The following is an 18,035-nucleotide window of genomic DNA, read 5'->3' on the forward strand; positions in this document are numbered from 1 at the left end:
CGGTCCGGTGGGCGGCGTGGCGTCCATTGGCCGGCGGGGGCGGTGGGTTACAAAACCACGCTACGCGGCCCCGTAGGGTGGGTTTTCAACCCACCTTCCCGGCGCCCACCGGTCCCTCAGCCCAGCCGATCCTTCCACCGCTTCACCTGCGCCCGAACCTGCTCCGGTGCCGTCCCGCCATAGACCCTCCGGCTCGCCACCGAGTTCTCCACGCCGAGCACGCTGAACACCCCCTCGGTGATCCCCTCGTGCGCCTCCCGCATCTCCTCCAAGGTCAGGTCCGGCAGGTCGCAGCCCTTGTCCTCGGCCTTCGCCACCAGCGCGCCCGTCACATGGTGCGCCTCGCGGAAGGGCAGCCCCAGCTCGCGCACCAGCCAGTCGGCGAGGTCGGTCGCGGTGGAGAAGCCGAGGGCGGCGCTGGCCCGCATCGACTCGCGGTTGGGCACCATCGTCGCCACCATGCCTTCCATCGCGGCGAGCGACAGAAGGAGGTTGTCGGCGGCGTCGAAGACCTGCTCCTTGTCCTCCTGCATGTCCTTTCCGTAGGTCATCGGCAGGCCCTTCATCACCGTGAACAGCGCCACCTGCGCGCCGAGGATGCGCCCGATCTTGCCGCGGATCAGCTCCGCTGCATCGGGGTTGCGCTTCTGCGGCATGATGGAGGAGCCGGTGGACCACGCATCGCCCATCGCCACGAAGCGGAACTGGGCGGTCGACCAGATGACCATCTCTTCGGCCAGCCGGCTGAGATGCATCGCGCAGATGCTCGCGGCGCCGAGGTATTCCAGCGCGAAGTCGCGGTCGGCCACGGCATCCATCGAGTTCGCCATCGGCCGGTCGAAGCCGAGCGCCTTGGCCGTCATGTCGCGGTCGAGCGGGAAGGACGAGCCGGCGAGTGCGGCGGCGCCGAGCGGGCTTTCGTTCATCCGAGTGCGGGCATCGGCGAAGCGCGAGAGGTCGCGCCCGAACATCTCGACATAGGCCATCAGGTGATGGCCGAAGGTCACCGGCTGGGCCACCTGCAGATGGGTGAAGCCCGGCATCACCGCGTCGGCGCATTCCTCGGCCCGCGCCACCAATGCGCGGATCAGCTTGGTGAGCGCCTCGATCGCCGCGTCGCATTGGCCGCGCGTCCAGAGGCGGAAGTCGAGCGCCACCTGATCGTTGCGGCTGCGCCCCGTGTGGAGGCGCCCGGCGGCCTCGCCGATCAGCGCCTTCAGGCGCGCTTCGACATTCATGTGGATGTCTTCCAGCGCGGTCGAATATTCGAACTCCCCCGCCTCGATCTCTGACTTGATCGTGAGCAGGCCTTCCCGGATCGCCTCGGCATCTTTATCCGAGACGATGCCGGCCTTGGCGAGCATCGCCGCATGGGCGCGGGAACCCTCGATATCCTCGGCGTAGAGACGCCGGTCGAAGGAGATCGAGGCGTTGATCGCCTCCATGATCGCATCGGGCCCGGCGGCGAAGCGCCCGCCCCACATGGCGTTGGAGGTTTTCGACATGTCTCTCTCTCCCTGGCGCACCGCTCTGATCGCCGCCTGTTACCTCGCGCCCGCTCTCGCCGCAATTCCGGCAGCGGCCGAGGTGACGGAGGACCTGCTCACGGGCGACATGCGCAAGTTCGTGGCCGAGGAGCGGGCGGTCTCCGATGTCGCCTTCACCGGCCCGGACGGGGCGGAGGAGACGCTGTCGGACTACGAGGGGCAGGTCGTGCTGGTGAACTTCTGGGCCACCTGGTGCGCCCCCTGCCGGGAGGAGATGCCGACGCTGGCGGCCCTGCAGGAGGAGATGGGAGGCGAGGACTTCACGGTGCTCACCATCGCCACCGGCCGCAACCCGCAGCCAGCCATCGAGGGCTTCTTCGAGGAGATCGGTGTGGAGGGCCTGCCTGTCGCGCTGGACCCGCAGCAGCAGCTCGCCCGGGACATGGCGGTGCTTGGCCTGCCGATCACCATCCTCGTCGACGCCAAGGGCCGGGAGGTCGGCCGCCTGATCGGCGGGGCGGACTGGAACTCTCCCGAGGCGCAGGCGCTGATAGCGTCGGTGATGGAGGGCTGACGGCGCCGCCAGGCAGCGGAAACCATATGGTTTCCGCCCGCGATTTCCATATGGAAATCGCCGCCCGGCGGCCGCCCACCTTCTGTACCACTCACCTTTCACCCGGCGCCAAGCGCGCCCTGCCTGTAAGCGCGCCTCAGGCGCCGGGCGAGCGCCGGCTCGTGGGCTGCTGCGTGGGAGAAGGCCCCCTCCCCTTCACAAGAGCCGCCCGGTCGGCTATGCCCTCACATCCCGTTCCAGAGAGAGCCCGCCCATGTCCACCCGCGCCGGATTCGTCGCCCTGATCGGCGAGCCCAATGCGGGCAAGTCGACGCTGCTCAACCGCATGGTCGGCGCCAAGGTCTCCATCGTCACCCATAAGGTGCAGACGACCCGCGCCCGCATCCGCGGCGTGGCGATGCACGGCGAGAGCCAGATCGTCTTCGTCGACACGCCCGGCCTCTTCCGCCCCCGCCGCCGGCTCGACCGCGCCATGGTCGCCGCCGCCTGGGGCGGGGCCGGCGATGCCGATGTGGTCGTTCTCTTGATCGAGGCGCATCGCGGCCTCACCGAGGGTGTCGAGGCGATCCTCGCGAAGCTGGAGGAGGTCGCCGGCGGCCGCCCCGTCGCCCTCGCCATCAACAAGATCGACCGGGTGAAGGCCGAGGTGCTCCTCGGCCTGACCGAGAAGATGAACGGCCGATATCCCTTCGAGCGGACCTTCCTCATCTCTGCCGAGCGCGGGCATGGCACCGAGGATCTCAAGGAGTGGCTGTCCACCCAGATCCCCGAGAGCCCGTGGCTCTACCCGGAGGACCAGATCGCCGACCTGCCCATGCGCATGATCGCCGCCGAGATGACGCGCGAGAAGCTCACCCTCCGCCTCCATCAGGAGCTCCCCTACGAGCTGACGGTGGAGACGGAGAGCTGGGAGGAGCGCGAGGACGGCACGGCCCGCATCGAGCAGATCGTCTACGTCGCCCGTGACGGCCACAAGGGCATCGTCCTCGGCCACAAGGGCGAGACGATCAAGGCCGTCTCCAAGGCCGCGCGGGAGGAGCTGATCGAGTTCCTCGGCCGCAAGGTTCACCTCTTCCTGCAGGTGAAGGTGCGCCCGAACTGGCTCGAAGAGAGCGAGCGCTATTCCGAGATGGGGCTGGATTTCAAGGACGGCGCCTGATGGAGGGCCGGCTCGCCACCGGCCTCTGGGTCTCCGCCTACCGCAAGCGGCTGGAGCTGGCGGGCATCCCCGCCTACGTCACGGCGCGGGGCGACGACACCGCCGGGGCCGTGCTGGTGAAGCTGGCGACGATGGACGGGCAGGCGGTGCTCTACCAGCGCAGCTGGGATTACGAGACGGACGGCCGCCACTGGACCCGCCTCGCCGAGGGCCCCGAGCCGGAGGTCGACGACAGCGCCCGCCGCCAGCGCGGTATGGACCCTGACCTCTGGGTCATCGAGATCGAGGACCGTCAGGGCCGGACGCTGCTGGAGGAAGACGGGCTGGCTTAGGCGACGGCCAACCGGCCCCCGTAGGGCGGGGTTCACCCCCGCCGCCTCCTCGAGTTGCCCCTCCCTGTAGGGTGGGTTTCCAACCCACCACCCCCTCTCAACCGGGTGCAAAGGTTGCAGGCGCAGGGCGAGCGCCCGCCCCTGGGATGGCGCACCCACGTTTCCGCGGCAGCGCTTTATGGCGCAACCACCTCCCCGCCCCGACCGCCGCGCAAACCTCACCGGAGCGCCAGCCCGCGGGACGGGCCGGCGCTCGCCCTGCGCCTTTGGCGCGCACCGGGCGGGGAAACAGCACCAGCCGCCGCGCCTTCCGTCGCAGGGTGGAGTTTCACCCCACCGCCCCGTCCCTCTCCCATCGGCCCAGCCCCTTCGCCAGCGCCACCAGCACCAACCCTCCCAGCCAGAACGCCACGAAGAACACCACGATGTTCCTGATCGATCCGGCCCAGCCCAGCTCCGGCGCGTTGATGAAACCGTAGGGCCAGAACCCGCTCGCGAAGCCCCAGACCATCGCGATCGCCACGTAGAGCGCCGGCCAGCCCAGCCACACCAGCGCCGCCCGCCACGCCAGCCCCGTCTTTGGCGCGAAGCCCAGCCACCAGAGCGCCACCGCCACGGGTATCACCGCGTGGTGACCTCTGGCGATCCACCAGCCGATCCCCTCGGTCGCCGCCCCTCCCCCGAGCAGCGTGAAGAAGACCAGCCCGAGGATCGCCGTCCAGAGCACCAGCCCGGCGGGCCAGAGCCTCCCCAGCCCGCACCCCGTCGCCGCCATCCAGAGGAAGCTCGCCGTCACCAGCCAGTTCGTCATGTCGGAGTAGTAATGCGCCCTCGCGATGACCGCCTCCGCCAGCGTCCCTGTCCCCGACCGACGGCAAAGTCCGCCCCGATGGTGACGCAGCAGAGCAGGGCGACGAGGGCGGCGGCGACGCGGGCGGGAATGGTCATGCCGGCCATCCTTGTCGCCGCTGGACGGCGGGCGCAACCGGGCGGATGATACGTGCCATGGAATGGCGAGATGAAGGCTTCGTACTGTCGGCCCGCCCGCATGGCGAGACGGCGGCGCTGATCGAGGTGATGAGCGCTGCCCACGGCCGCCATGCCGGGCTGGTGCGCGGCGGCATCTCCCGCAAGGCGCGCCCGCACCTGCAGCCCGGCAACCTCCTCGACCTCACCTGGCGCGCCCGCCTGCCGGAACATCTCGGCTCCTTCACCTTCGAGCCGCGGGGCAGCTCCCCCGCCCTCTCCTCCCGCCTCGCCCTCGCCGGCGTCAGCGCCACCTGCGCCCTGCTCTCGCTGACCCTGCCGGAGCGGGACCCGCATCCCGGCCTCTTCCAGCAGAGCCTCGCGCTCATCGCCATGGCGGGTGACCCGCTCTTCCCGCTGGCCTACCTGCAATGGGAGCGGGCGCTCCTCGACGACATGGGCTTCGGCCTCGACCTCTCCTCCTGCGCCGTCACCGGCGCCACGGAGGGTCTCGCCTACGTCTCCCCCACCTCCGGCCGTGCCGTCAGCGCAGCCGGCGCAGGGGAGTGGGCGCCGCGTCTTCTCGAGCTGCCGCCGATCCTCCTTGGCCTCGGCAATGGCGGGCCGGACGAGATCGCCCGCGCCCTCGGCACCACCGGCTGGTTCATCGAGCACCGCCTCCTCGCCAGCACCGACCATGCCCTCCCCCCGGCCCGCGCCCGCCTCGTCGACGCCATCCGCGCCTCCGCCTGACTCTCCACGCCTCTCAGCGCCGCTCCCTGCCTCTCGCCCTTTTGCTAAGTACCTCTCGGGGGGCTCCGGGGGGCAGACAGCCCCCCGGTCCTGCCCCCTCCACCCATCCCGCCGCCGGCCCCGCCCGGAGGATCGCCGGCGCGCTGGGGTGGGCGGGCGGGAGGCGTGCCGGCGATCCTCCGCCAGCCCCCCCTGAACACAGCCCCCGAAAACGACAAACCCCCGAGGCCATCGCCACGGGGGTCGTCAACTCAAACCGTTGCCGGAAGGGAAGGTGCGTTTAGAGCAGACCTTCGCGCTGCAGCTTCTTGCGGGCGAGCTTGCGCTGGCGGCGGATCGCCTCGGCGCGTTCGCGGGCCTTCTTCTCGGAGGGCTTCTCGAAATGCTGCCGGAGCTTCATCTCGCGGAAGACGCCTTCGCGCTGGAGCTTCTTCTTCAGGGCGCGGAGCGCCTGATCGACGTTGTTGTCGCGGACGGAAACCTGCATGTGGGTGTCACCACCTTTCTTGCTAGAGTGTCGGAAACTTGCAGGAGCGCTCCATATAGGGCCCTCTCCCCAAGCTGTCCACCCTCGCTCCTCCCGGACCTTCCGCAACCCCATAGGGCACCGGCGCGTTGAGCTTTTGCCCCGCCCGGCGCAGGATGCGCCCGAATCCAAAGGCCGACCCCAAGGCAAACCCTCCCGGAGGACGCCCATGTCCCAAGATGCCCTGCTCTCCGCCATGCTCACCCATGTCCCCTTCGACGGCTGGTCGGAGGAGAGCTTCCGCGCCGCCGCCCGCGATGCCGGCCTCACCCCGGCCGAGGCGCGCGCCTACGCCCCCCGCGGGCCCGTCTCCCTCGCCGCAGCGCATCACCGCCGGGGCGACGCCGCCCTCGCAGAGACCCTGATGGGCAAGCTGGACGGGCTCCGCTACTCCGAGAAGGTTGCCCGCGCGGTCGAGGAGCGGCTCCGCCTCGCCGGCGACACCGAGGTGCTGCGCCGCTCCGCCGCACTCTTCTCGCTGCCGCAGAACGCCCCGCTCGGCTCCCGCCTGATCTGGGAGACGTCGGACACGATCTGGCGCGTGCTCGGCGATACCTCCACCGATGGCAACTGGTACTCCAAGCGGGCGATCCTCTCGGCCGTCTACTCCTCCTCGATGCTCTACTGGCTGGGCGACCAGAGTGAGGGGCAGGAGAAGTCGCGCGGCTTCATCGAGCGGCGCATCGCCGAGGTGATGCGCTTCGAGGAGACGAAGGCGCGGCTGCGCAAGAACCCCCTCTTCGCCCCCGGCTTCCGCCTGTTCGAGGGCATCCGCGCCCCCAAATCCTCCAGCGGCCTGCCCGGTCGCTGGGACATGCCGTCCTGAGGCGCGCCATGAAGGTCATCGAGATCTCCCGCCCCGGCGGACCCGACGTCCTCACCCTCGCGGAGCGGGACGTGCCGGAGCCCGGGGCGGGTGAGGTGCGCCTCCGCCTCGCCTATGCCGGCGTCAATCGGCCCGACTGCCTGCAGCGCGCCGGCAATTACGCCCCGCCGCCCGGTGCCTCCGACCTGCCAGGCCTCGAAGGCGCCGGCATCGTGGAGGCGGTGGGCCCCGGCGTCGCCTGGCCCAAGGTCGGCGACAAGGTCTGCGCGCTCTTTCCCGGCGGCGCCTATGCCGAGACCGCCATCACCGCCGCCTCCCATTGCCTGCCGGTGCCGGAGGGCCTCTCTCTCAAGCAGGCCGCCTGTCTGCCGGAGACCTACTTCACTGTCTGGTCCAACCTCTTCATGCGCGCCGGCCTCAAGGGCGGCGAGCGCTTGCTCGTCCACGGCGGCTCCTCCGGCATCGGCACCACCGCCATCCAGCTCGCCCACGCTTTCGGCGCCCGTGTCTTCGCCACCGCCGGCTCGGCGGAGAAATGCGCCGCCTGCACCCGCCTCGGCGCCGAGCGCGCCATCAACTACCGCGAGGAGGATTTCGTGGAGGTGCTGGCGGCCGAAGGCGGCGCCGATGTCATCCTCGACATGGTCGGCGGCGACTACATTCCCCGCAACCTGAAAGCCCTCGCCGTCGAGGGCCGCCTCGTGCAGATCGCCTTCCTGCAGGGCCCGGTGGCGGAGGTGAACTTCGCCCCGATGATGCTCAAGCGGCAGACGATCACCGGCTCGACCCTCCGCCCGCAAAGCGTCGCCGCGAAGGCCGTGATCGCGGCGGAGCTGCGCACCCACGCCTGGCCCCTCCTCGCCGCGGGCCGCATCGGCCCGGTGATGGACGAGACCTTCCCGCTGGCCGAGGCTTCCGCCGCCCACGCGCGGATGGAGGGCGGCGACCACATCGGCAAGATCGTGCTGGAGATCGGCGGGGAAGCTACCGCGACATAGGCCGACACAACGATGTGATCTCGCGACTCACGGGCGCCGTGCTGATGATTCTTTCACGTCAGCAATGGAGGGCCAGATGGCCAAGAAGGACGACAAGCCGGGCAAGCCCAAGCCGGCCAGCACCAAGACGGACAAGAAGAAGTAACACCCGCCGGGCGCCGCCCCCCAAGCCGGCGCCCGGCCCCGCTCATCGCCAGACCACGGATCCGCCTCGCCCCCTCGCTTTTCCCGAAATACTCCTCGGGGGGGCCGGCGCAGCCGGCGGGGGGCAGACAGCCCCCCTCCCACACCAGCCAGCAGACCCCCGTCCCCCCGAAGAGCCCCGGACCCCGGGCGCGCCGGGGTGGGTGGGCGGGAGGCGCACCCGGGGTCCGGCCCCGCCACGAGGCGCCTCGCCTGCAAACGTGGCGTCCCCGACCTCCCCAGCGTCGGTTTTGCGCTTCAATCGCCCCCGCCCCCGCGCTACCCATGGCGCGATTTGGAAAAAAGACCGCCGGGAGGCCGCTTATGAAGGTTCTCGTGCCCGTCAAACGGGTCATCGACTACAACGTGAAGGTCCGCGTGAAGGCGGACGGCAGCGGGGTCGATCTCGCCAACGTCAAGATGTCGATGAATCCCTTCGACGAGATCGCCGTCGAAGAGGCCATCCGCCTCAAGGAAGCTGGCAAGGCCGACGAGGTCATCGCCGTCTCCATCGGCGTCAAGCAGGCGCAGGAAACGCTGCGCACCGCCCTCGCCATGGGCGCCGACCGCGCGATCCTCGTCGTCGCCGCCGATGACGTCCACACCGATATCGAGCCGCTCGCCGTCGCGAAGATCCTCAAGGGGATCGTCGATGCCGAAGAGCCCGGCCTCGTCATCGCCGGCAAGCAGGCGATCGACAACGACATGAACGCCACGGGCCAGATGCTCGCCGCGCTCACCGGCTGGGCGCAGGCGACCTTCGCCAACAAGCTCGACGTGGACGGCGACAGCGCCACCGTCACGCGCGAGGTCGACGGCGGCCTGCAGACGATCAAGGTCAAGCTGCCCGCCATCGTCACCACCGATTTGCGCCTCAACGAGCCGCGCTACGCCTCGCTGCCGAACATCATGAAGGCGAAGAAGAAGCCGATGGAAGAGAAGACGCCCGCCGACTACGGCGTCGACGTCACCCCGCGGCTCTCCATCGTCTCCACCTCCGAGCCGCCAACGCGGCAGGCGGGGGAGATGGTCGGCTCGGTCGACGAGCTGGTGTCGAAACTCAAAGAGCGGGGGGCGATCTGATGGCCGTTCTTCTTCTGGCAGAAATCACCGATGGCGCCCTGAACATGGACGCGACGGCCAAGGCCGTCTCCGCCGTCACCTCGCTGGGTGACATCCACCTGCTCTGCGCCGGCGCCTCCGCGCGCGAGGCCGCTGGCCAGGCCGCCACGCTTGGCGTCGCCAAGGTGCTGGTCGCGGAAGACGAGGGCCTCGGCCACCGGCTCGCCGAGACCACGGCGGACCTCATCGTCTCGCTGGCGGGTGACTACGACCACATCGCTGCCCCGGACACGACGGATGCCAAGAACATCATGCCCCGCGCCGCGGCGCTGCTGGACGTGATGGTCATCTCCGATGTCTCCAAAGTCGTCGATGCCGACACGTTCGAGCGGCCGATCTACGCGGGCAACGCCCTGCAGACGGTGAAGTCGTCCGACGCGAAGAAGGTCTTCACCATCCGCACCTCCAACTTCGATGCTGCCGCCGGCTCCGGCGAGGCGCCGATCGAGGATGTCGCCGCCCCCGCCGCCTCCGCCCTCTCGGAGTGGGTGGAAGACAAAGTCGCCGCCAGCGACCGCCCGGAGCTGACCTCCGCCGGCATCGTCGTCTCCGGCGGGCGGGGCGTAGGCTCGGAGGAAGACTTCGAGCTGATCGAGAAGCTTGCCGACAAGCTCGGCGCCGCCGTCGGTGCCAGCCGTGCCGCCGTCGACTCGGGCTTTGCGCCGAACGACTGGCAGGTGGGGCAGACCGGCAAGGTAGTCGCGCCCGACCTCTACCTCGCCGTCGGCATCTCCGGTGCGATCCAGCACCTCGCGGGGATGAAGGACAGCAAGATCATCGTCGCCATCAACAAGGACGAAGAGGCCCCGATCTTCCAGGTCGCCGACTACGGCCTCGTGGCCGACCTCTTCACCGCCGTGCCGGAGCTGATCGAGAAGCTCTGAGCTTCATCCCGGGGCGAACGAAAAAACGGCCGGCGCCCCCAAGGCGCCGGCCGTTTCCTGTTTCTGCCTACGGCCTACTCCGCCGGAGCGAGCGCGTGCAGCGTCTCGGAAATCGCGTCCGCCGCCTCGCGGTGCGCCTGCGGGCCGGGCAGGCCCTGGGCGGCGCCGGCATCCTGCGGCGCGAAGTACATGCCGCGCGTCCCCTCGGCGCGGGCGCCCTCGGAAGGCTGCACGACGATGACCGAGCGCACCAGCGGGCGCAGCGAATCGATCATGCGGCGGGTGATGAACAGCGGCTCCGCCTGCAGCCCCTCGGGCCGCTCCGACCAGTGCCTGTCGGAGGGCGGGTAATCGGAGAACCACAGCAGCGAGGTATGCGGGCCGATCTCGCGCAGGAAGGTCGTCATCCGGCTCACCCAGGCCTGCTGCAGCTCGCCGCGCACGATCTCGAACCGCTCGGCGGAGAGCTCGTGTAGGGCGATGAGCATGTGGCGGGTGAAGCAGAAATCGGCGAAATCCACCTCCGGGTAGATCGCCTCCAGCACCGTGGAGGGCTTGAGGAAGCGGTCATTGCGGCGCGGATGGACGCTATAGAACCGGTTGGAGAGGTTCTGCGCCCCCATGATCTGCACCACGTTGGCATGGGCGCCGCGGCAGGCATCCACCACCGTCGGCTCGGCAAGGAAGGCGCCGATGGAGGCATTGGCGCAGCCGAAGTTGACGGTCGGCATCCCCACCTGCCGCTCCACCAGTTGGGCGAACGGTTCCTTGATGAACTTGCCGTAGGTCTCCGTGCCGCCGACGAAGGTCACGTAGCGGCCGTCGAGGGATCGCTGGGGTCCGCGAAAGAAGATCTTCGACGTGCCATATCGGCACGGCGTGTAATTCAGACTTCGCTCCTCTAGCGCGTCATGTCGCATGGCACCCACCAGTTCTTCACTCACCGGCGATAAAAATCGCCATGAAAGCTTCTCAAAAGGCTAAGCGGAGAATTCTATCCAGAATCCCCGCTGTCCTTGATGCCTCCGGGCGAGCGGGCCTATCCTCGGAATCGGAACATGAGGGTTAATATGGGCAGTATTAAGACCGTCGGCATCGTCGGCGCCGGGCAGATGGGAAACGGCATCGCGCATGTCTTCGCGCTGGCCGGATATGACGTCATTCTCAACGACATAAGCGAGGACATGCTGGAGAAGGCCCGCGCCACGATCACGCGGAATCTCGACCGGCAGGTGGTTAAGGGCACCATCACCGAAGACGGCAAGGCGGAGGCGCTCGGCCGCATCGGCAGCACGCTGACGCTCGCCGATCTCGGCCCCCGCGATCTCATCATCGAGGCCGCGACGGAGAAGGAGAAGGTCAAGCAGGCGATCTTCGAAGAGCTGCTGCCCCACCTCGCGGAGGGGACGATCCTCACCTCCAACACCTCCTCCATCTCCATCACCCGACTCGCCGCCGGCACGGACCGGCCGGAGAAGTTCATGGGGTTCCACTTCATGAACCCGGTGCCGGTGATGCAGCTCGTCGAGCTGATCCGCGGCATCGCCACGGATGAGGAGACGTTCCAGAGCTGTCTCGAGGTGGTGGAATCGCTCGGCAAGACGGCGGCGACGGCAGAGGATTACCCGGCCTTCATCGTCAACCGCATCCTGATCCCCATGATCAACGAGGCGGTCTACGCGCTCTACGAGGGCGTCGGCTCTGTGCGCAGCATCGATACCTCGATGAAGCTCGGCGCCAACCATCCCATGGGGCCGCTGGAGTTGGCCGATTTCATCGGGCTCGATACCTGCCTCGCCATCATGAACGTCCTGCATGACGGGCTGGCGGACACCAAGTACCGCCCCTGCCCGCTCCTCGTGAAGTACGTCGAGGCCGGCTGGCTCGGCCGCAAGTCCAAGCGCGGCTTCTACGATTACCGGGGCGAGGAGCCGGTTCCCTCGCGCTGAGCGCGAAGACCGGCTGCCCTAAGTGCAGGAGGCTCAGTGGCCGAGCAGGACGTCGAACCCGCAGGAGGGGTGGTTGATGTCCTGGATGCCGGAATGGCGCTTGGCCTGGAAGGCGATCAGCTTGGTGTGGACGCAGGTGCCGACGTAGAGGCCGTTCGGCGTCGATTGCAGCGTCCGGAGCCCGGTGGAGGTGACAGAGCCGAAGCCCTCGTCGATCTCCTTTCGCCACTCCTCTCCATCGGCGCTCGACCACAGCTGGTAGCCGCCGCGCAGCGATTCCCCGCCGCCGTTGATGGCGTAGTCGAAGGGCTCCCAAATGTGGGTGCCGAAGTAGAGCCGGCCCTCATGCTCCGCCATCGCCCAGACAACGGAATTGTAGGGATCGTTCATCCCCGGCCCGTAGCCGGAGAGGGGGATCTTCAGCCCGTCCGGAGTGATGCGCGGCTCTCCGAAGATCAGGTGCCACGTGCCGTCCTCATGCACCCGCATCAGCTCGCCGGCGCAGGGGCCGATGTCGAACTCCCGATCATAGCCGAGGCCGGAGATGCCGGAACCGACGTAGAGGTCGCCGCCGAACTCCGCCATGGCGGAGGTGGAGAGGTTGAAGTGGTAGCGCCACGCGCCCCGGTCGAGCACCTTCTCCCATTGGTAAGGCGCCTTGCCCTCCGCCTTCGTGCGGTAGAGCTGGAAGCCGGTCTTCTCGTTCGCCGTGCCGGCATAGAGCCAGCCATGCGCGGCGCAGAGGGAGAAGACGGCGGAGTTGGTCTCGTCGCCGAAGCCCTCCGTACTGGCCAGTTGCCACTCCTTCCCCGCCGGGTCGGCGGAGACGTAGACGAGCGAGTTGGGCACGTAGTTGAGGTCGGCATAGTCGCGGCTGGTGGTGCCGGCGGGCGAGGTGAAGAGCTTGCCCTCGAAGGGCGTCAGCCCGCGGAAGGAGAGGTAGGTATCGTTGTCGATCCCATGCTCCGTCACCGGCTCGAAGGTCCTGCCATCCTCGCTGCGCAGCACCAGCCCGCCCCAGACGGACATGACCCCGGCGTAGAGGCAGGGCTTGGGATCGCCCTTGCCCTGGAAGACGGCCATGGAGCGCACGCCGAACTCGCGGGCGATGGCTTCCGGCGGCGCCATGCGCTTGCCCATCTCGCCGGAGCGGGCGGCGACGCGGGCGCGGCACTCCTCCGTCGACTCCAGCAGGGGCGATTCGAAGAGCACCTCCCACTCCCCCGTCTCGGGGTCGTGGGTCATGATGCGGGCGCGGTCTTCGGGGCCGTTGCACTTGGGCGTCGTGGTGCCGAGGTAGAACCTGCCCTCGAACCAGCACATGGCGTGGGCCAGCGTCGCATCGGGCTTGCCGAGGCCGGCGCGGCCGACGAAGCGGAACGGGTTGCTCTGATCGTCCTTCATCGCCGCCTCACGCATAACCGAACTGGCGGGCCAGCTTCAGGGTGTCCTTGTAGAAGGCCTCGCCGCCGCGCCACTCGGCGCCGGCCTCCAGCGGCGGCTCCTTGATCTTCTTGAGCCGGTCGAAATCGATCACCGGGTTCTTCAGGAAGTTCGGGTCGTTGCCGAACTTGGCGCTCGGCGGGCCCATGCAGGCATAGGGCGAGGCCTCGGGGTGCAGCATCGCCTCGATCGCCTCCGCATCGGTGCGGATGCCCAGCCACTCGCAGATCTGGCCGAGGTAGAATTCCGGCTCGCGCAGCAGCATCTCGGCCTTCACGCGCATGTACTGGCCGACAGAGAGGTCGTGCCAGAACTCCATGATGTTCTTCTGCGCGCGCAGCCACCCCTGCTCGGGGTCCATCGAGCGGGTCTTCTGCCCCTCGCCGCCCGCGCCCCGCCCCTCGCGCAGCTGCTCGCGCAGCGCCATGGAGCTCTTGCCGGCGGTGCCGGGGTGGCGGGTCAGGTGCAGGAAGCTGGCGTTCGGGAAGATGTCCAGCAGGCGGCGCAGATGCTCGATGCGGAAGTTGTTGAGCGGGCTCTTCTCCAGCATGATCTTGTCGCCCACCTCCTCCTGCAGGTGGTCCCACATCTCCCGCGTCGTCCAGTGGCGCCGCTCGGAGAGCCATTGCCGGGCACGCACCACGGCCTCCTCGCTCTGCTCGCCCTCGTGCAGCTCGGCGAGCAGGCGCAGCAGCCCGGCGAGGCCGAAGTCGAAGGGGCCCTGCAGGCGTTGCAGGAGCTGTCCCATGGTGTCGATGGCGGACAGGTTGACCTCTGGCAGCCCGTAAATATCGGGGTGCTGACCGATCATTCCGCCGACGAGGGAGGTGTAGGACCGCCCGGGCGCAATGATGAACAGGGGATCGGGCATGAAAACTCGTTCTCTCAATACACGGGTCGGCCGCGTCCAACCGGACCCAGCGTAAACCTAGCCGCACCCGCCGCACCTGGCAACAGGCGGACCGCCCGGCTTGCCCGACCGTCAGCAGGGTTCTAAGTCAGGAGAGCGCGGCGTGAGTGGCCGCCGGCCCGCCAGCCCGCAAAGGACATCGGTTCGATGCCGCAGCTCCTCCGCCCTGCCCGCCTCGCCCTTCTGGCCGCCAGCCTCGCCCTCGCCACGCTTGCCGCGGCGGCCGAGGCGCAGGGCAACGGCCCGATCCGCCAGCTCCTGCGCCAGCGCGCCGGCGGCGGCAGTGGTGGCGGCGGGGCGGCGGTGGAAGGGCTGCAGCTCGTCACCCTCACCCATGCCGGGCAGGAGCGCAGCTACTACGCCGCCCTGCCCCCCGGCGGCGGCGCCGGCCTGCCGGTGGTGATGGTCTTCCATGGCGGCGAGGGGGACGGCACCCACGCCGCCCTCGCCTCTGGCCTCGGGACACGGGTCGCGGCGGGGGAGCTGGTGGCGCTCTACCCCAATGCCGGCGGCGATCAGTGGAACGACGGGCGGGCGGAGACGCAGACGGGGCGCGACGATGTCGGCTTCGCCATCGCCGTGCTGGCGGATGCGGCGCGGCGCTACGGCATCGACCCCGCCCGCGCCTTCGCCGCCGGCATCTCCAACGGCGGGCTCTTCACCCAGCGGCTGGCCTGCGAGGCGAGTGGCACCTTCGCCGCCTACGGCGTCATCGCCGCCACCATGCCCGCCGACCTCAGCCGCAGCTGCGACCCGGCGGCGCCGGCACCGATGATCTTCTTCAACGGCACCGACGACCGGCTGATGCCCTTCGGCGGCGGAGAGATCGCGAGCGCGCCCCTCCTCGGGCTCGGCGTCGGTGGCACGGTCCTTTCCGCCGAGGGGACGCGCGGCTTCTGGGCGCGGCAGGACAGCTGCGGCGGCGCCAGCCGCGAGGCGCTGGCCGACAGCACGAGCGACGGAACCGAGGTGCGCCTCGTGCGCTACGAGTGTTCCGGCGGCGCGGCGCTGGCCTTCTACATCATCGAAGGTGGCGGCCATAACTGGCCCGGCTCCGACGTCGGTGGCGGGCGGCGCCTCGCCGGCACGATCAGCCGCGATGTCGATGCCACCGCCGAGATGCTGGCCTTCTTCCGGCGCTTCGGGCTGTGAGCCCGCCCGCCCCCATCCTCGTGCTGGCCCCGCCCGGCGGCCTCGGCCGGCTCTGCGACCTCGCCTGCGGCACCGGGCGCTTCCTCTCCCACCTCGCGGAGGCCGGCACCCCGCCGGAGGCCTACCTCGGCCTCGACATCTCCGCCGCCGCCATCGCCCGTGCCCGCGAGGCGCATCCCCCCGCCCGCTTCCCCGCCGCCCGCTTCGAGGTCCGTGACCTGCTTGCAGAGCCGCCGCGGGAGCGCTTCACCCATGTCGTCGCCAACGGCCTCTTCACCGTGAAGGACAGCCTCGCCCATGAGGAGATGTGGGACTTCATGGTGCGGATGGTCACCGCCATGTGGGGACTGGCCGAGCGGGGGATCGCCTTCAATGTCATGTCCGACGTGGTGGACTGGCGGCGGGACGATCTCTTCCATGTCCCCACCGACCGGCTGCTGGCCTTCCTCTACCGGCTGGCGGGGCGGCGCGTGGTGATCCGCTCCGATTACGGGATCTACGAGTACACCGCCTATGTCTATCGCGAGGGGCCGTCCGCGCGCGGCTGAGCGGCGCATCTTTCGCCCGGCCCGCGCCGTCCCTATCTTGAGGCCAAGCAGAGGATGACGCCGATGAGCTGGAACCCGAACATCGCCGACGACACGCCGCCCGAGGCCATCGAGGCGGTCATCGTCCCCCGCAGCCGCGACATCGGCGCCTTCGAGGTCCGCCGCGCCCTGCCCTCGCAGCAGCGGCAGATGGTCGGCCCCTTCATCTTCTTCGATCAGGCCGGGCCGGCGGAGTTCCTCACCGGGCAGGGGGTGGATATCCGTCCCCACCCGCATATCGGCCTCGGCACCGTCACCTACCTCTACCAGGGCGACTTCCATCACCGCGACAGCCTCGGCTCCGACCAGCTCATCCGCCCCGGCGAGGTGAACTGGATGGTCGCCGGCCGGGGCGTCACCCATTCCGAGCGCACGAGCGCCGAGGGCCGGCAGGGGCCGAACAGCCTCTTCGGCATCCAGACATGGGTCGCCCTCCCGGAGGACAAGGAGGAGGTGGCGCCGAGCTTCGAGCATCACGGGCGCCCCGAACTGCCGCTGCTGGAGGCGGAGGGCATCACCGCCCGCCTCCTCCTCGGCCGCGCCTATGGGGAGACGGCGCCGGCGCGCCTGCATTCGGAGGCCTTCTACCTCGACGTGACGCTCGCCCCCGGCGCCCGCTACCCCCTGCCCGACGATCACGAGGATCGCGGCCTCTACATCACCACCGGCAGCATCTCGGTGGCGGGCGAGCCCTTCGAGGCCGGCCGCATGATGGTCTTCCGCCCCGGCGACGCGATCACCGTCACGGCCGGGGAGCAGGGCGCGCGGCTGATGGTGCTCGGCGGGGAGACGATGAACGGTCACCGGCACATCTGGTGGAACTTCGTCTCCGCCAGCCGGGAGCGGATCGAGGCGGCGAAGGCCGACTGGAAGGCCGGCCGCTGGGGCGAGGGGCTCTTCACCCTGCCCCCGGGCGACGACGCCGAGCATGTGCCGGCGCCCTGACGCGGCTCAGCAGGGGCGGCTCAATACGGCAGCCCCACGTAATTCTCCGCCAGCGCCCGCTGCGCCGCCTCGCTCTCCTTGAGGAAGGCAAGCTCCGCCTCCTGCACCCGCCGATCATAGGGCGTCTGCTCGGGGAAGTGGTGGAGGAGCTGCGTCATCCACCACGAGAAGCGCTGCGTCTTCCACACCCGCGCCAGCGCCCGCTCCGAGTAGGTGCCGAGCACCCCTTCGTCGCCCTCCGCGTAGCGGGCGGTGAGCGCCTGCCAGAGGTAGTGCACGTCCGAGGCCGCGGTATTCAGCCCCTTCGCCCCCGTCGGCGGCACGATATGGGCGGCGTCCCCGCAGAGGAACAGCCGCCCCCACTGCATCGGCTCGCAGACGAAGCTGCGCAGCGGCGCGATGCTCTTCTCGATGGACGGGCCGGTGACCAGTCGCTCCGCCGCCTCGGCCGGGATGCGGGCACGCAGGGCCTCCCAGAAGCGGTCGTCGGACCACTCCTCCACCCGCTCGCTCATCGGCACCTGCACGTAGTAGCGCGACAGGCTCTGGCTGCGCATGGAGCAGAGGGCGAAGCCGGCGTCGGAGGTGGCGTAGATGAGCTCCTCATGCACCGGCGGCGTCTCGGAGAGGATACCGAGCCAGCCGAAGGGGAAGACCTTCTCGACCTCCCGCCGGCGCTCCTCCGGGATCGCCTGCCGGGACGGCCCGTGGAACCCGTCGCAGCCGGCGACGTAGTCGCAGGTGATGGTCTTCCGCTCCCCCTCGTGGAGGAAGGAGATCTCGGCCGCCGCCCCCTCCAGCCCGCCGATCGCCACCTCGTCCACCTCGAAGAGCGTCGGCAGCCCGGCGCCGTGGCGGGCGCCGTAAAGGTCCCGCGTCACCTCCGTCTGCCCGTAGACGGTGACGCCGTGCCCCGTCAGCCCGGCCAGATCGAGGCGGATCATCTCGGCCCCCGCGCCGATCACGACGCCGCCGTGGCGCTCCCCCTCCCGCTCCAGCCGGTCCGCGACGCCGGCCTCGTGCATGAGGCCGATGAAGCCCCGCTCCAGCACGCCGGCGCGGATGCGGGAGAGGACATGCGCCTCCGTCCGCCGCTCGAGGAGGATCGTGTCGATCCCCTCGCGGTGCAGAAGCTGGCCGAGCAGCAGGCCCGCCGGGCCGCCACCGATGATGCAGACCTGAGTGCGCATGGATGTCCTCCCCGCTGGGAGAATAGGCGCAGCACACCCGCGGATACAT

General features: G+C 69.6%; 19 protein-coding genes. 12 read left to right on the plus strand and 7 right to left on the minus strand.

Features of this window, described 5'->3' with window-relative positions; translation table 11 throughout:
- Positions 1-116: 116 nt before the first annotated feature.
- The gene (argH, locus tag GY170_RS15290) at positions 117-1,505 is read right to left on the minus strand and encodes an argininosuccinate lyase (protein WP_163895151.1); all 1,389 of its coding nucleotides are present in this window, start codon (positions 1,503-1,505) and stop codon (positions 117-119) included.
- On the opposite strand from argH, the gene GY170_RS15295 reads away from it, so the two are divergent.
- From GY170_RS15295 to GY170_RS15305, 3 genes are all read left to right on the plus strand, one after another.
- A complete protein-coding gene (locus GY170_RS15295) occupies positions 1,504-2,061 on the plus strand; it encodes a TlpA family protein disulfide reductase (protein WP_235924179.1) in 558 nt (185 codons plus the stop codon). The genes argH and GY170_RS15295 overlap by 2 nt on opposite strands.
- Before the next feature lie 253 nt (positions 2,062-2,314).
- Positions 2,315-3,220 carry a GTPase Era gene (era, locus tag GY170_RS15300; RefSeq protein WP_163895155.1) on the plus strand — a complete coding sequence of 302 codons (906 nt, stop codon included), beginning with the start codon at positions 2,315-2,317 and terminating at the stop codon, positions 3,218-3,220.
- Positions 3,220-3,552, plus strand: a complete 333-nt coding sequence (locus GY170_RS15305; RefSeq protein ID WP_163895157.1) for a DUF1491 family protein — start codon at positions 3,220-3,222, stop codon at positions 3,550-3,552. The genes era and GY170_RS15305 overlap by 1 nt, the downstream gene beginning before the upstream one ends.
- Positions 3,553-3,880: 328 nt before the next feature.
- Here the strand turns inward: GY170_RS15305 and GY170_RS15310 are convergent, their stop codons facing one another.
- Positions 3,881-4,363, minus strand: coding sequence for a Pr6Pr family membrane protein (locus GY170_RS15310; RefSeq protein WP_163895159.1), 483 nt, complete (start codon positions 4,361-4,363; stop codon positions 3,881-3,883).
- A 194-nt stretch (positions 4,364-4,557) separates the two neighbouring features.
- Here GY170_RS15310 and recO point away from each other — a divergent pair, with 194 nt between their 5' ends.
- The gene (gene recO / locus GY170_RS15315) at positions 4,558-5,271 is read left to right on the plus strand and encodes a DNA repair protein RecO (protein WP_163895161.1); all 714 of its coding nucleotides are present in this window, start codon (positions 4,558-4,560) and stop codon (positions 5,269-5,271) included.
- A gap of 280 nt (positions 5,272-5,551) precedes the next feature.
- Here the strand turns inward: recO and rpsU are convergent, their stop codons facing one another.
- Positions 5,552-5,758 (minus strand): 30S ribosomal protein S21, encoded by a 207-nt coding sequence (gene rpsU, locus GY170_RS15320; protein WP_163895163.1) that lies wholly within the window; start codon positions 5,756-5,758, stop codon positions 5,552-5,554.
- Positions 5,759-5,966: 208 nt separating this feature from the next.
- Between rpsU and GY170_RS15325 the strand changes: the two genes are divergently transcribed.
- From GY170_RS15325 to GY170_RS15340, 4 genes are all read left to right on the plus strand, one after another.
- Positions 5,967-6,623 carry a COQ9 family protein gene (locus tag GY170_RS15325; RefSeq protein WP_163895165.1) on the plus strand — a complete coding sequence of 219 codons (657 nt, stop codon included), beginning with the start codon at positions 5,967-5,969 and terminating at the stop codon, positions 6,621-6,623.
- 8 nt (positions 6,624-6,631) lie between these two features.
- Positions 6,632-7,621 (plus strand): NAD(P)H-quinone oxidoreductase, encoded by a 990-nt coding sequence (locus GY170_RS15330; RefSeq protein WP_163895167.1) that lies wholly within the window; start codon positions 6,632-6,634, stop codon positions 7,619-7,621.
- 507 nt (positions 7,622-8,128) lie between these two features.
- Positions 8,129-8,887 carry an electron transfer flavoprotein subunit beta/FixA family protein gene (locus GY170_RS15335; protein ID WP_163895169.1) on the plus strand — a complete coding sequence of 253 codons (759 nt, stop codon included), beginning with the start codon at positions 8,129-8,131 and terminating at the stop codon, positions 8,885-8,887.
- Positions 8,887-9,810, plus strand: coding sequence for an electron transfer flavoprotein subunit alpha/FixB family protein (locus GY170_RS15340; protein WP_163895171.1), 924 nt, complete (start codon positions 8,887-8,889; stop codon positions 9,808-9,810). The genes GY170_RS15335 and GY170_RS15340 overlap by 1 nt, the downstream gene beginning before the upstream one ends.
- A 74-nt stretch (positions 9,811-9,884) precedes the next feature.
- Here GY170_RS15340 and GY170_RS15345 read toward each other — a convergent pair whose 3' ends face one another.
- Positions 9,885-10,754 (minus strand): DUF6473 family protein, encoded by an 870-nt coding sequence (locus GY170_RS15345; protein WP_235937854.1) that lies wholly within the window; start codon positions 10,752-10,754, stop codon positions 9,885-9,887.
- 126 nt (positions 10,755-10,880) lie between these two features.
- Between GY170_RS15345 and GY170_RS15350 the strand changes: the two genes are divergently transcribed.
- The gene (locus tag GY170_RS15350) at positions 10,881-11,759 is read left to right on the plus strand and encodes a 3-hydroxybutyryl-CoA dehydrogenase (RefSeq protein WP_163895175.1); all 879 of its coding nucleotides are present in this window, start codon (positions 10,881-10,883) and stop codon (positions 11,757-11,759) included.
- Between the two features lie 33 nt (positions 11,760-11,792).
- Here GY170_RS15350 and GY170_RS15355 read toward each other — a convergent pair whose 3' ends face one another.
- Together GY170_RS15355 and GY170_RS15360 are read right to left on the minus strand one after the other, a co-directional pair.
- Positions 11,793-13,163, minus strand: coding sequence for a hypothetical protein (locus tag GY170_RS15355; protein ID WP_163895177.1), 1,371 nt, complete (start codon positions 13,161-13,163; stop codon positions 11,793-11,795).
- Between the two features lie 7 nt (positions 13,164-13,170).
- The gene (locus GY170_RS15360) at positions 13,171-14,073 is read right to left on the minus strand and encodes a sulfotransferase family protein (protein WP_163895179.1); all 903 of its coding nucleotides are present in this window, start codon (positions 14,071-14,073) and stop codon (positions 13,171-13,173) included.
- A 186-nt stretch (positions 14,074-14,259) separates the two neighbouring features.
- Between GY170_RS15360 and GY170_RS15365 the strand changes: the two genes are divergently transcribed.
- The 3 genes from GY170_RS15365 to GY170_RS15375 all read left to right on the plus strand — a co-directional run bounded on the left by GY170_RS15365 (position 14,260) and on the right by GY170_RS15375 (position 16,796).
- On the plus strand, positions 14,260-15,264 hold the full coding sequence (locus tag GY170_RS15365) for a CE1 family esterase (protein ID WP_163895180.1): 1,005 nt from the start codon (positions 14,260-14,262) through the stop codon (positions 15,262-15,264).
- Positions 15,261-15,812: a methyltransferase domain-containing protein gene (locus GY170_RS15370; protein WP_163895182.1), complete on the plus strand. Its 552-nt coding sequence runs from the start codon at positions 15,261-15,263 to the stop codon at positions 15,810-15,812. Before GY170_RS15365 ends, GY170_RS15370 begins: the two co-directional genes overlap by 4 nt.
- A gap of 63 nt (positions 15,813-15,875) precedes the next feature.
- Complete coding sequence (locus GY170_RS15375; RefSeq protein WP_163895184.1) at positions 15,876-16,796, plus strand: pirin family protein; 921 nt, start codon at positions 15,876-15,878, stop codon at positions 16,794-16,796.
- 20 nt (positions 16,797-16,816) lie between these two features.
- Here GY170_RS15375 and pobA read toward each other — a convergent pair whose 3' ends face one another.
- Complete coding sequence (gene pobA, locus GY170_RS15380; protein WP_163895185.1) at positions 16,817-17,986, minus strand: 4-hydroxybenzoate 3-monooxygenase; 1,170 nt, start codon at positions 17,984-17,986, stop codon at positions 16,817-16,819.
- Positions 17,987-18,035 lie beyond the last annotated feature (49 nt).

This window comes from Pseudoroseicyclus tamaricis, from assembly GCF_012070395.1.
GTDB lineage: Bacteria > Pseudomonadota > Alphaproteobacteria > Rhodobacterales > Rhodobacteraceae > Pseudoroseicyclus_A > Pseudoroseicyclus_A tamaricis.